Genomic DNA, 12,223 nt, shown 5'->3' with positions numbered 1-12,223 from the left:
TCGGTCCGGATTGGTGTCGAACGGGAAACATCATGTCTCCGTCGGCAACCATACCGCCGCCCCCCGTACTCCTTTAGCATGGGGCGTCTTTGTCCCGCGGACTCACCGGGAATCGGGCTGCACCACGCGATTGCCGCATTCCTAATACGACCGTTCATTCCATGCCATTTCCCGAAGACGATGTCTGCCCGGGCAGTGCGGCACGTCTGCGCAAGACGCTTCGACGAATCGATCAGCGGGATCGGAATGCGCGTCCTTGAACTCGAGAATGCATCATGCACGACAAGAAGCTGCAAGCCCCCCCGCTTTCCCTCCTCGACCGGTATCGGGGCCGGGATTTCCATCCCCTCTATACGACGACCGTCACGGTTTCCGGCGGCGAGACGGGGCACGGCCGCGCATCCGGCGTGGCACGCTCGGATGACGGGAACCTTGCCGTGGATCTGCGGCTGCCCGCCGAATTCGGCGGCCCCGGCAACGGCACCAATCCCGAACAGCTGTTCGCGGCGGGCTTTGCCGCGTGCTTCCATGGGGCGCTGAACCTGATCGGGAAGCGCGCCGCAATGGAGATCGCCGACACGGTCGTGGAGGTGCAAGTGTCGTTCGGCCGCGATCCGATGGATGGCGGCTATGCACTGGTCATCGATGCGCGGGTCCGGATGCCTGGTGTAGATCGAAGCACGGCGGAAGAGATGGTTCGAACTGCGGAACGCTTGTGCCCGTATGCGAAGATGGCCAGACAAGGGTCGGTCAATATCGTGACCGTCGTCGACTGACTCGCCGCCCGGCGGGCGACGCGATAGTCTGTCGAAGACGCTCATCGCTGCCGCCCGCCTGAGTGGCTGCGCATATCGCAGCCGCTCAGGCGGCGCGAACGGGTCAATCGAACGACGCTTGCGGGTTACCCGCTGCCAACGCTTCGGCACGATTCGGCGCCGGCGGGTAGATCCACTGCGTGTTGATCACCTGTTTGCGCACCTTTCCTTCCGCGTGCGTCAGCTTGATCTGACGATCCCAGCCTTCCGAGTAAACCGCGCCCCATTCGCCAAGGTCGAGGCAGGTCGCATAGAACGGCTGTCGGTATTCCAGCGTGGCCAACCCGATCAGATCGGCGGCGACGTTGTGCCCGCCGAATTGCCCCATCACGATCGCGTGTTGACAGGACATCAATGCATAGTGCCCGTCATCGTCGCTCCGGGCGCGCGCCACATCTCCCGCCACGAACACGTGGGGGGCTTCCGCCACGCGAAGATCGGGCGTCACCTCGACGCGCCCGAGCGGGTCAAGATGCGACGAAACTTGCGCCGTCAGCGAGCTCGCACGCATGCCGCCGGCCCAGATCACGGTCATCGCTTCGACATGGGTGCCCGACTCGGTGCGAACGCCGTCTGCCCCGACCGACACGACGCGCGATCCGAGTACGGTTTCGATGCCCAGCGAGTCGAAGGCTTCCGATACGTACGGCCGAGGATTGGGGCCGAGATCGGGACCAATATCGTCCTGCGCTCCGATCACGACGACGCGACTCGCAACGTCGGCGCCAAACCACTCGCGCAAGCGCTTCGGCAATTCGGTGGCGACCTCGATACCCGTAAAGCCGCAGCCGACAACGGCGACCGTATTGCGTGCCGGAGAATCCGGCAGCTTCGCCAGCGCTGCGAAATGCGCGTCGAGCGCTACCGCGTCTTCAATACGATCGACCGAGAACGCGTGTTCCGCCAGCCCCGGAACCGGCGGTCTGCTCAACGAGCTGCCACTGGTCAGCAGCAACCTGTCATACGCCAGCAAACGCTTTTGTCCATCGGCAAGGGCAACGCTGAGCGTCTTCTCGCGGACGGAAATCTCCTCGACACTGCCCTCGACAAAATTCACGCCGACAGCATCGAGCAGCGGCAGCAGCGGTGCGGCCATCCGTTGCGGCTCGCTTTCGTACAGCCGCGGCCGGATCTGCAATTCGGGTTTCGGGGAGATCAACGTGATTTCCACGTCACTGCTTCCCGCACCGGCCTTGTCAAGTGCGCGAGCCGCACCCAGTGCACCCCACACTCCGGCGAAGCCGGCACCCACGATCAAGATTTTCTGAGACATGATTTTTGCCTTCGGTTGGAAAACTGCAAGATCGACGACAGGCACCGAACTCGATGCAACGGGTGCCTGCTTCGTTACTCGGCGATTCTTCACGAGCGCCGCCCGAAGTGATCGTAGGTCGGCACGGTTTGGCCCGGTAGACCTGCGATCGGGCTCATGGTGTTGCCTCTTCGGCACCAATCAATTCTGTTCCGCCGAATCAAGCGTCGGGCATCATGCATAACCGAAGATCTTCCGCCCATACGTCACGAAGACCGAATGCGCAGCGTCCGGGAAGCGGTCCTGCCGTGGTCGGACGGAGCGGGGATTCGCGCGGCCGCGCACGTTGTCGGCAAACCGTTTTCACCGTCACCTTCAATATCCCGAGGCACAAAAAATGCATCTTGGAAAATCGTATAAATTCTCCGAGTTCCTGATCTGGACTCGCTGGAAAATTTACGAACTTCTTATTTGCGGCTCCGTCCCGGTTGTGCTTTACAAGTTCTTCTCATTCACATGGTTATCCGTACCCCTTACGATCGTAGTGCTGCTCGGAACGGCAACGTCGTTCATCGTCGGCTTCAAGAACGTTCAAACGTACAACAGGGCAATGGACGCCCTGGACATCTGGACCGACATACTGAGCAAAAGCCGCCGCTGGGGCCAGCTCACACGGGACCTGGTCGAAGATGAAGCGATTGCCCGGAAATTGGTGTACCGGCACCTGGCCTGGCTGACCGCGCTGCGATACGACCTGCGTCGACCGCTTGTCTGGGAAAGCACGAGCAAACGCTACAACGCCGAATATCGCCGGTTCTATCGTGTTCCGGAGTGGGAAAAGGATCTCGGCAAGTTATTGCCGGAATATCTGTCTCCGTCCGAAACGGCTCAAGCGCTTTCTTCCGCCTCGATCCCGACATGCGTGCTGAGCCTGCAAGGGAGCTCGCTCAGGATGCTTCACCGGGCAGGACACCTGAATTCAAGCTTCTATATGGAGCTTCAAAAGCTTGTCGGCGATTTCATCGATCTCCAGTCGAAATCGGAACGTTTCAAGAACTTTCCCTATCCACGCCAGTATGCGACGGTCAGCTCGCTGTTCGTGAGGTTCTTCTGCTTCTCCTTCCCGTTCGGACTGCTTCACGAATTCGACAGACTGAACGACGGCGTGAGCGGCTTCATGCACGGCAACATGGTGTGGCTGGTCGTGCCGTGCAGCGTCGCGGTATCGTGGATGTACACATCGCTCGAACAGGTTGGGGAAAGCACGGAAAATCCGTTCGAGGGCGGCGCAAACGACGTTCCCATCTCGACGATGTGCAGCTCGATCGAGCGCGATCTGAAGAATATCCTCGGAGAACATGCCGGCGATCCGTCGAGCCAGACGGTCATCGCGTTATAGGGAATCCGGTGTATTCAGGCCGGCATGTTTCATCGTTGTGCATCTGCCCTCCTGTCGTTGATTGTTGTCGCCGAGACAACACGGTGAGGTCCTTTTCAGGGCTACTGCCGCAACACGACATCACCTACGCTTGGTCCTGACGGTGGCCGCTCGCGCTGCCCGATGCGATCCGGGAAACGACGCGACACCGTAAGAGAGAAACGTGCGAACGCGCGCGGCGAGTCCTCATTGCCTTGCGCGATCGCTCGTCATTCGCCGCGGCAGCAAAAGCCGTGGCGACGGGTGTTACGCAGCACCTCACCAAGCGAGGAACGATCCGTGACAGAAGAAGATATCCGCAACAACGCCTTTGCGATGCCCGTGCACAACCCGGCGTATCCGCGTCCGCCCTTCCGCTTCATCAACCGGGAGTACTTCATCATCTCGTACGAGACGGACATGGACGCGCTTCGGGCCGTCGTCCCCGAGCCCCTGACGGTCGACCACGCAATCGTCCATTACGAGTTCATCCGCATGCCCGATTCGTCGGGATTCGGCGACTACACGGAAAGCGGCCAGGTGATCTCCGTGCTCGACGAGGACGGCAATCGCGCCAACTTCACGCACGCGATGTATCTGGACGACGAAGGCCCGATCGCAGCCGGACGCGAAATCTGGGGCTTTCCCAAGAAGCTGGCTTCGCCGAAGCTCTGCATCGACGGCAAGGACACCCTGCTCGGCACGCTCGACTACGGCACGCAGCGCATCGCCACCGGAACGATGGGTTACAAGTATCGCGCCCTCGACACGGCGGCTGAACGCCGCAAGCTCGCCGATACGCCCAACTATCTGCTCAAGGTCGTTCCGCACGTCGATGGTTCGGCGCGCATCTGCGAACTCGTGCGCTTCTTCCTGCGCGATGTCGACGTGATCGGTGCCTGGGAGGGGCCTGTAGCGCTCGAACTGCATCCCCATGCACTCGCATCGGTCGCCGATCTGCCGGTTCGAAAGGTGATCGGCGCACGTCACGTCATTGCGAATCTCACGCTCGATATCGGCGAAGTGGCTTATGACTATCTCGCCCCTGCCGAGTCGTTGAAACTCGCGGTCAACCAGTAACCTCCCGGAGGACGTATGTCAATGAACGACAAGGTTGCACTCGTGACGGGTGCGGCAAGCGGTATCGGCGAAGTGTGCGCGCGCAAGCTCGCGAAAGACGGCGCAGCGGTGGTAATTGCGGATCTGAATCTCGCGAACGCTAAAAAGGTCGCCGACGATATCGTTGCCGATGGCGGGAAAGCGCTTGCGGTCGCGATGGACGTAACCAGCGAGGAAGCGGTCGATGCGGGTGTGGCCGAAACGGTGGACCGGCTGGGCGGCATCGATGTGCTCGTGTCGAATGCCGGCATCCAGATCGTCAACCGGATCGAGGACTACGCATTCTCCGACTGGAAGAAGATGCTCGCCATTCACCTCGACGGTGCATTCCTGACGACCAGGGCCGCGATCCGGCACATGTACGCGTCGAACAAGGGCGGCTCGGTGATCTACATGGGCTCGGTGCATTCGCACGAAGCCTCGCAGCTCAAGTCGGCTTACGTGACCGCGAAACACGGGTTGCTCGGTCTCGCACGGGTTGTCGCGAAAGAAGGCGGGCCGCGTAACGTGCGCGCCAATGTCGTGTGCCCGGGCTTCGTCCGAACCCCGCTGGTCGACAAGCAGATCCCCGAACAGGCGAAGGCGCTGGGAATCTCCGAACAGCAGGTCGTGAAGGACGTGATGCTGAAGGAGACGGTCGACGGTGAATTCACGTCGCTGGCCGATGTCGCGAACACCGTTGCCTTCCTCGCCGGCGTCGAATCGAACGCGCTCACCGGACAATCGATCGTCGTCAGCCACGGCTGGTTCATGCAGTAAGGAGAAAACCATGTATTCGAGCCAGCGTAACAAGCTGAAGCACCCCCATCGCATCGATCTCCCCGCCTACGACGAAATCGGGCTCGTGCTGCAGGGCGGCGGCGCACTTGGCTCATACCAGGCCGGCGTATACGAAGGCATGGCCGAAGTCGGCGTGGAGCCGACGAGAATATCCGGGGTATCGATCGGTGCGCTGAATACGGCGATCATCGCCGGCAATGCGCCCGCGGATCGAGCGGAAGCGTTACGCGGCTTCTGGAACACCATCAGTCAGCCGGCCGATGCGCTCTCGCACATCGGCGCGTTCATGCCGACATGGCCCGGGCTCGAACACATCGGTCGCAAGTGGTCGAGCGCATGGGCCGCAACGCGCACGCTGATGGAAGGTCAGAGCGGGTTCTTCTCCCCGCGCATGCATGTGCCTTTCGCCGGGATCGGCCGGAAGCGCCCCGACCAGGTCAGCCACTACGACACGTCGGCGTTGCGTGAAACGCTTTTGCGGTACGCAAACTTCGATCGCATCAACGACGGGAACATTCGCGTATCCGTTGGCGCCGTCAACGTGCGAACGGGCAATCTCGTCTATTTCGACAATTCGAAAATGCGTCTTGCACCGGAGCATTTCATCGCCTCCGGTGCGCTGCCGCCGGGTTTTCCGGCCGTCGAGATCGACGGCGAATTCTATTGGGACGGGGGGCTGGTTTCCAACACGCCGCTCACCGAGATCATCCGAGAAAGCCAGCACAAGGACACGCTCGTTTTCCAGATCGACCTGTGGAGCTCGCGAGGCAAGCTGCCGGGCGATTTCCTCGATGTCAGCGAGCGCACCAAGGACATTCAATATTCGAGCCGCACGCGAGCCATCACCGCGTTCATGTCGCAGAACCAGAAGCACGCGCAGATGATCAAGGCGCTGCTCGAACACATACCAGAACACGTGCGGCTTGCGCACCCTCTGTTGCAGGAGGCGCAGAAAACGGCGGACGGCAGCGCGGTGAATGTCGTGCACCTGATCTACAAGAACAAGTCGTTCGAGGGGCACTACAAGGACTACGAATTCAGCAAGGAGACAATGCGCGAGCATTGGGCGAGCGGTCTCGAGGATATTCGCCGTTCGTTCGGACACCCCGAGTGGTTCGAGATTCCGAGCCGCGAGATCGGCTTCGTCACGCGCGACGTGCACCGCTATCGACAGGATGCCAATGAAACTGCCGGGCCCGGCAAGGACACGCTTGCGCCATCAAAACACTTGCCGGAGAAAGAGCCGTCCGCCGCCAGGTAGCGCGTATCGGCTTCTTCCCCCGGTCATTCCATTCGAGTTGGTCGGGCATGGCCGCGGCGAAGGCGGAGAACCTCGGCGCACGGCGCCGCCGCGTTTTCCAGCATGCGAGCGAACGGTACTTTCCCGGGCCGGGCGTCTTCCGATGTGCGGTCCGGCTGTCTCCGTTGCCGACTCGATATGTCGGACTGTTTCGATGACGGCAAGTCCGGAGGCAGCGTCGGACACCGCAGTTTGCGGCAGCACAATGAACGACTTTCGAGACCGGTACGTGCATGCCACAAGGAGAGCATCATGATTTCGCATGAACTGATCGCACGGTATGGCACGTTGGTCGTATTCCTGAACGTGCTCGGATCTTCGCTGGGCCTGCCTTTGCCTGCCATACCGACATTGATCATGGTGGGAGCGGGCATTGCGCTCGTCACACACGTTGCATCGGCGACGTTGCTGCATTTCGCGGCGATACTGGGCGCCGCCGTGATTGGCGGCGTGCTCGGCGACCTGGTCTGGTTTCAGGGCGGCAAGCGGTACGGCAAGCGCACGCTTCATACAGTTTGCAAATTGTCGCAGTCGCGTGAAACGTGCGTGCGGACGACGGAGCGCTTTTTTGGGCGCTGGGGCGTCCGCGTGCTGGTCGTTGCGCGGTTCGTACCTGGCCTGTCGCTCGTTGCCGTTCCCCTGTGCGGCGCGATGGCCGTCAGGTTGCGCTCCTTCGTCCTGCACGATTGCGCCGGCGTTGCGCTTTGGGCATCGGTCGGCCTGGCCATCGGCGCCATATTCGCTTCGCAGGTCGACGTGATCTTTTCCCTCGTCGCCCGTCTCGGCTGGCATGCGCTTATCGTCGTCGGCATTGCACCGCTGCTGTATGTCGCGTATCGCTACTGCCGGCGATTTACGTTGGCAAATGCGCTCGGGAAGGCGCGGATCAGCGCGGGTGAGTTGCATGCGTTGCTCGCGAACAATCCGCGGCCGGTCGTGATCGATATCCGCTCCACCGAACGACGCATGCGCGATCCGTTCGTCATTCCTGGCGCCGTGATTGCCGATGAACGCAAGCCCGGGCAGATCATGGAACGCTATGGGGCGAACCGGACGCTCGTCATCTATTGTGCGTGCCCGCACGAAGTGTCTGCGGCATCGGTGGCCAGGCAGTTGCGACTGTCCGGCGTCAAGCTTGCATTGCCGCTCACTGGCGGGATCGATGCATGGCGTGTCGAAGGTTTCGACGTCGAGCCGGTCATGGCGATGAATGACGCGGCAATCAGCGGAGCAGAGCGAACGCTTTTCACGCCTTGATGGCAGTCGCGTCCGAAACGTGCCCGAGTATCCGTGCACCGCGCGACTCCACCCCATCAGGTTGGCGCGCCGCCACGCAGCGGTGGTCATGCCGGGTGTCGACCAGCATGTCGCGGAAAGTCTTGTCCGCGACACGGAACGCCTGTGCCCCTATACGAAGATGACGCGACAGGGAATCTGCAGTGTCATCACGGTGTCGGCATGACTGCACGCCAACGATGTGCAGTCGACAGCTGCCCCGACGAGCGATTGGTGCCGAAGCGACAACATAGTGCACACGTTCCCGGCACTACTGCCCCCTGAGGCACGCGACTACGATGGTTGCCAGGCAGTTCCTGCGGTGAATCGTCATACGCAGGTTCGGCAGTAGCACTTCCACAGATCAGGAGAACAGATCATGACGCAACGTATCAACTACTTTCAGCAATCGCCGGAACTGACCAAGAAGCTCGTCGAGCTGGAAGGGTTGTTTCAAAAGACGACGATCGAGGCGCCGGTCCGCGAGCTCGTCGAGATTCGTGCATCGCAGCTCAATGGCTGCGCATTCTGCGTCGACATGCACATCAAGATGGCGAAAATCCACGGCGAGCGCGAATTGCGCCTGCATCACGTCGCGATCTGGCGCGAGTCGCCCCTGTTTTCGCCGCGCGAGCGTGCCGCGCTGGAATGGACCGACGCACTGACCCACCTCCCCACGCATGGCGTGCCGGACGACCTCTACGAGCGCGTCCGTGCGCACTATTCCGAGAAGGAGTTGTCGGATCTCACTTTCCTCGTGGGCGCAATCAACAGCTGGAACCGGCTGAATGTCGCGTTCCGCATCGCGCCCGGCTCGTTCGACAAGATGTTCGGGCTCGACAAGGCCAACCTGGAGTGACGACATGAAACGCATCATGCTTGTTCTTGCGCCGCTGGTATCGTCGCTGCTGATGGCCGTTCAGCCGGTCGCCGCCGCACCGCAAGCGAAGGTCACGCCGCTGACCACACAGTCGTTGCCCGAGTATCCGGGCAAGGAAGTCCAGATGATCGTCGTGGATTATCCGCCCGGCAGCGTCGATCCCGTTCATCGTCACGATGCGCACGCTTTTGTCTACGTGCTCGACGGCAGTATCGTGATGGGCCTGAACGGCGGCAAGGAGATCACCCTCCACGCCGGCGACACGTTCCACGAAGGCCCGGAAGACGTGCACACGGTCGGACGAAATGCCAGCAGCACAAAGCCGGCAAGGTTCGTCGTGTTCCTGATCAAGAACAAAGGTGCACCGGTCCTTACGCCCGTGCAGTAGCGCAGTCGCTCGCCTTGGCCCGGCCATGCCGGGTCGTGGATATATCAGTTTCCCGTATTGCTACGCTGCAGCGCGAAAATGAAATCCGCTTCCACCGACGCGCCCTTGGGCAATTGCAGCACGCCGACGGAAGAGCGCGTATGGACTCCCGCGTCGCCGAGCACCGCGTACAAAACGTCGGACGCGCCGTCGGCCACTTCGCTTTGCATTGCGAAGCCGGGCGCGCTTCGCACGTACACGGTCATGCGCGGAACAGCCGATATCGCATCGAGCGTGCCGCAATACTTTCCGATCAGCGACAGCGCTCGCAGCGCCGATATTCCGGCCGCGCGGCGACCGTCGTCCAGCGAAACGGTTTCACCCACCACGCCGACGAAATGCACCACTTCTCCCACCCGGGGAATCTGGCCGGCAATATAGGCCGTGCGCCCGTCGACCAGAACGGGCGTGTACTTTCCGCCGATCCTGATCTCCTCGTCCGGATCGAATCCAAATTCGGCCGCCACCTGCCGCAGCTTATCGTCTCTGTTCATCAGTGAATTCCCCGATTCTTCCGAAAAAAGATAAAGAATAATTGAGTCTCAGGGGTGTGTCCCGAAGGATAGGCTCCGCCTCGAACGGCCAAAGAGACGTGACCAGACCGTTTGTGCTTCTCGGCAATCATGTACGCGTTCGCCAAATGCGACGCACTTTTCAGGTGTTCGAAGCAGTCTTGTGCGCCATATCGCCGGTGGAATTCGTAGTCGGAGAGAATTTCCTCATCATTTCCGATTGAAACCGCTATCATGTGTGAACACACAACCCCAAGAGCGATATATGGCAACTTACAAGGAACTGAAAGCTCAAATGGAAGCTTTGGCCGAGAAAGCCGAAGCAGCGCGCGCCGCGGAATTCCAGTCGATCGTCGACGACATCCGCGCCAAGGTCGCGGAATTCGGCATTACCGAGAAGGACATTTTCGGCGTACGTCGAGGCCGGTCGGCCAAGCAAGCAGCCGCCCCCGTGCAGGCCAAGTATCGCGACCCGAAGACCGGGGCAACCTGGTCCGGCCGTGGCCGTGCGCCCGCATGGATCAAGGATGCGAAGAATCGCAATCGATTCCTGATTCAGGAATAAGGTTCTCGACGCGCACCGGCGCGCGGTTCAGCGCGCTGTCCGGCATATTGGGCATCGGTACCGGCGGTATTCAAAGACCGCTCCGGGTTGATGGCGATTTGTCTCATTCAGCGCGTGGCGCGCCGGCTCATCGCCAGATTGCGTCGCGCGCCGATACTTTCTTCAGCGTTCGTAATAGATCGCAAGCCAGACGGTTTGCTCTTCTTCATGCGTCCACGCGACGCGATGGCGGCAATGCGGCTCGATCAGCACGTAATCGCCGGGGCGCATGTCGTGCCGCGTCGAACCCTCTTCGAACTCGAGCACGGCCGCCCCCGACAGCAGCACGACCCATTCGGCGCGCGAGTCGTCATACCAGAACCCGTCGGGACTCGCGTGCCCCATCGACACGATCCGCTCGACATTCAGGCGCTGCCCCGTGACGAGGATGTCGATCCGCTCGTCGCCGCCGCGCTGCCCTTCGACGCTGAACAGGTTGCCGGTTTGAAGTTGCATGATTTGACCTCGTCGCTGACCTTCGTTTGAAGAAAGCAGGTTCAATGGTGCCGGGAATGTTCACTGCAGTCCAACGGACATCATTATTTAAAAACGCGTCGATGAATGCACGCAAAAAGATGACGAATGGCCGTTACAGCGCCTGCGCCCATTCATTACCGGGGTGAAGAGCGTCGAGACAGCCTTTTAGCCAGGCGCGTTCGCCAACCGGCAGTTTCGGCAATACCCTATCGAAATCCTGTTGGTCTTTGGGGCGCCTATCCCTGGCCTTGAACAGCAGTACCGCGGACGGATTCAGATACGGGATATCGTCGGCGGTTCGCATCACCATTTCGGCACGCGATCGCTTGATCGACGGATCCCGCTTGTAGGCCCACCATTCGCGCGTTCCAGGTTCGATCATCATATCGACCCGCCAACATTCAGCTGCACGATCGAATCCGCAACATCAAGTGCGGACGCGAAAGTTCACGGCACCCATTCGGGATCACCAAGCCAAAGTCCCGTTCTGAAACACTTCAGATGGCCGCCGGCCACTTTGAGACATTCGACAGCAGTGTAAAAACCGGGAAATTTCCCGGCCTCTTTCAGAATCGGAAATTGATGCCTGCGCCCCCATAGTAATTGCTCCGCGTCTGCACGATGGGGCTGTCGCCGTAGCGGCCAAGGATTCGCGATGTCCCGGCCGTTGCAACAACCGACCAATGTTGCGACACGGCGTGCGTCCACGCGAACGACATCGACGCGCCATGAAATCCGCCGGTCAATGAATACGGCCGGAATCCGCTTGACGCCGCCTGCGCATCCGTCACGCCATAAAATGTCTGCATATAACGGCCTGTCGCCGCGTGTGCGGCTCCCGTCAAGACGATTTGATTCTTGCCCGCATGCAGCAGCGGCACCGCCAGATCGATGTGTCCGGCGAACCCGCGCGATGTGTGCGTGATCGGGGCATCGATCGTCACCGACAGTTCGACGCCCTCTTTGTCGCGCACGCCTGCCCGCCACTGTGCGATCACCGAACCGGGCACGTTGCCCATGCCCTTCAGGTAATCCGAACCATCCCCGCTAAAACGGTTCGAATCCTTGCGCCCGCCCGCGTAGCCGATCGATGCGGACACGAACATGCCGTGCGGCGATGTATAGCGGTAGCCTGCCCCGCCTGTGGAGCTGATGAAAAAGCCGTCGGAAAATACGGCGGAAAACGACGGCCCGATGACGCCTCGATACTGATTGCTGCCTTGATAGCGCGGCGCGATGCCACCGCCAAGCGAAAGCGTATATTCGTTCTCGGCATGTGCGGTGACAGCAAAGGTCAGCGTGGCGAGCGGAATGCAATAGCGGCTGAAAATCTGGGACATTATTTTGATTCTTTGACGAAATAGA

At 60.7% G+C, this 12,223-nt stretch carries 14 protein-coding genes and 1 pseudogene; 10 read left to right on the top strand and 5 right to left on the bottom strand.

Annotation, left to right across the window (positions count from 1 at the left end; translation table 11 throughout):
- Nucleotides 1–275 precede the first annotated feature (275 nt).
- Nucleotides 276–776, top strand: a complete 501-nt coding sequence (locus KVT39_RS26145; RefSeq protein ID WP_034182457.1) for an Ohr family peroxiredoxin — start codon at nucleotides 276–278, stop codon at nucleotides 774–776.
- Between the two features lie 103 nt (nucleotides 777–879).
- On the opposite strand, the gene KVT39_RS26140 is transcribed toward KVT39_RS26145, so the two are convergent.
- The gene (locus KVT39_RS26140; protein WP_175749227.1) at nucleotides 880–2,088 is read right to left on the bottom strand and encodes an NAD(P)/FAD-dependent oxidoreductase; all 1,209 of its coding nucleotides are present in this window, start codon (nucleotides 2,086–2,088) and stop codon (nucleotides 880–882) included.
- 376 nt (nucleotides 2,089–2,464) lie between these two features.
- Here KVT39_RS26140 and KVT39_RS26135 point away from each other — a divergent pair, with 376 nt between their 5' ends.
- From KVT39_RS26135 to KVT39_RS26105, 8 genes and pseudogenes are all read left to right on the top strand, one after another.
- Nucleotides 2,465–3,466: a bestrophin family protein gene (locus KVT39_RS26135; protein ID WP_131949356.1), complete on the top strand. Its 1,002-nt coding sequence runs from the start codon at nucleotides 2,465–2,467 to the stop codon at nucleotides 3,464–3,466.
- 318 nt (nucleotides 3,467–3,784) lie between these two features.
- A complete protein-coding gene (locus KVT39_RS26130) occupies nucleotides 3,785–4,564 on the top strand; it encodes an acetoacetate decarboxylase (protein WP_217590584.1) in 780 nt (259 codons plus the stop codon).
- Nucleotides 4,565–4,579: 15 nt separating this feature from the next.
- Complete coding sequence (locus KVT39_RS26125) at nucleotides 4,580–5,362, top strand: 3-hydroxybutyrate dehydrogenase (RefSeq protein WP_034182461.1); 783 nt, start codon at nucleotides 4,580–4,582, stop codon at nucleotides 5,360–5,362.
- 10 nt (nucleotides 5,363–5,372) lie between these two features.
- Nucleotides 5,373–6,644 (top strand): patatin-like phospholipase family protein, encoded by a 1,272-nt coding sequence (locus KVT39_RS26120; RefSeq protein ID WP_034182462.1) that lies wholly within the window; start codon nucleotides 5,373–5,375, stop codon nucleotides 6,642–6,644.
- Nucleotides 6,645–6,935: 291 nt separating this feature from the next.
- Nucleotides 6,936–7,940: a DedA family protein/thiosulfate sulfurtransferase GlpE gene (locus KVT39_RS26115; protein WP_217590529.1), complete on the top strand. Its 1,005-nt coding sequence runs from the start codon at nucleotides 6,936–6,938 to the stop codon at nucleotides 7,938–7,940.
- Between the two features lie 82 nt (nucleotides 7,941–8,022).
- Nucleotides 8,023–8,145 (top strand): annotated as a pseudogene (locus KVT39_RS38095) (peroxiredoxin); the annotation flags it as partial.
- Nucleotides 8,146–8,337: 192 nt separating this feature from the next.
- Nucleotides 8,338–8,817 (top strand): carboxymuconolactone decarboxylase family protein, encoded by a 480-nt coding sequence (locus KVT39_RS26110; protein WP_217590528.1) that lies wholly within the window; start codon nucleotides 8,338–8,340, stop codon nucleotides 8,815–8,817.
- Between the two features lie 4 nt (nucleotides 8,818–8,821).
- Nucleotides 8,822–9,226 carry a cupin domain-containing protein gene (locus KVT39_RS26105; RefSeq protein ID WP_217590527.1) on the top strand — a complete coding sequence of 135 codons (405 nt, stop codon included), beginning with the start codon at nucleotides 8,822–8,824 and terminating at the stop codon, nucleotides 9,224–9,226.
- A 44-nt stretch (nucleotides 9,227–9,270) separates the two neighbouring features.
- Here the strand turns inward: KVT39_RS26105 and KVT39_RS26100 are convergent, their stop codons facing one another.
- Nucleotides 9,271–9,759, bottom strand: a complete 489-nt coding sequence (locus KVT39_RS26100; RefSeq protein WP_217590526.1) for a RidA family protein — start codon at nucleotides 9,757–9,759, stop codon at nucleotides 9,271–9,273.
- A 283-nt stretch (nucleotides 9,760–10,042) separates the two neighbouring features.
- Here KVT39_RS26100 and KVT39_RS26095 point away from each other — a divergent pair, with 283 nt between their 5' ends.
- Nucleotides 10,043–10,342 (top strand): H-NS family nucleoid-associated regulatory protein, encoded by a 300-nt coding sequence (locus KVT39_RS26095; protein ID WP_034182467.1) that lies wholly within the window; start codon nucleotides 10,043–10,045, stop codon nucleotides 10,340–10,342.
- Nucleotides 10,343–10,504: 162 nt separating this feature from the next.
- Here KVT39_RS26095 and KVT39_RS26090 read toward each other — a convergent pair whose 3' ends face one another.
- The 3 genes from KVT39_RS26090 to KVT39_RS26080 all read right to left on the bottom strand — a co-directional run bounded on the left by KVT39_RS26090 (nucleotide 10,505) and on the right by KVT39_RS26080 (nucleotide 12,171).
- On the bottom strand, nucleotides 10,505–10,837 hold the full coding sequence (locus KVT39_RS26090) for a cupin domain-containing protein (protein WP_217590525.1): 333 nt from the start codon (nucleotides 10,835–10,837) through the stop codon (nucleotides 10,505–10,507).
- A 133-nt stretch (nucleotides 10,838–10,970) separates the two neighbouring features.
- Nucleotides 10,971–11,243 (bottom strand): hypothetical protein, encoded by a 273-nt coding sequence (locus tag KVT39_RS26085; protein WP_217590524.1) that lies wholly within the window; start codon nucleotides 11,241–11,243, stop codon nucleotides 10,971–10,973.
- A 181-nt stretch (nucleotides 11,244–11,424) separates the two neighbouring features.
- Nucleotides 11,425–12,171 (bottom strand): MipA/OmpV family protein, encoded by a 747-nt coding sequence (locus tag KVT39_RS26080; RefSeq protein WP_165948170.1) that lies wholly within the window; start codon nucleotides 12,169–12,171, stop codon nucleotides 11,425–11,427.
- Nucleotides 12,172–12,223: the final 52 nt, after the last annotated feature.

This window comes from Burkholderia sp. GbtcB21 (assembly GCF_019091065.1).
GTDB classification, from domain to species: domain Bacteria; phylum Pseudomonadota; class Gammaproteobacteria; order Burkholderiales; family Burkholderiaceae; genus Burkholderia; species Burkholderia pyrrocinia_C.
The sequence above is the reverse complement of the archived record's forward strand: the minus strand, read 5'-3'. Positions and strand labels throughout refer to the sequence as shown.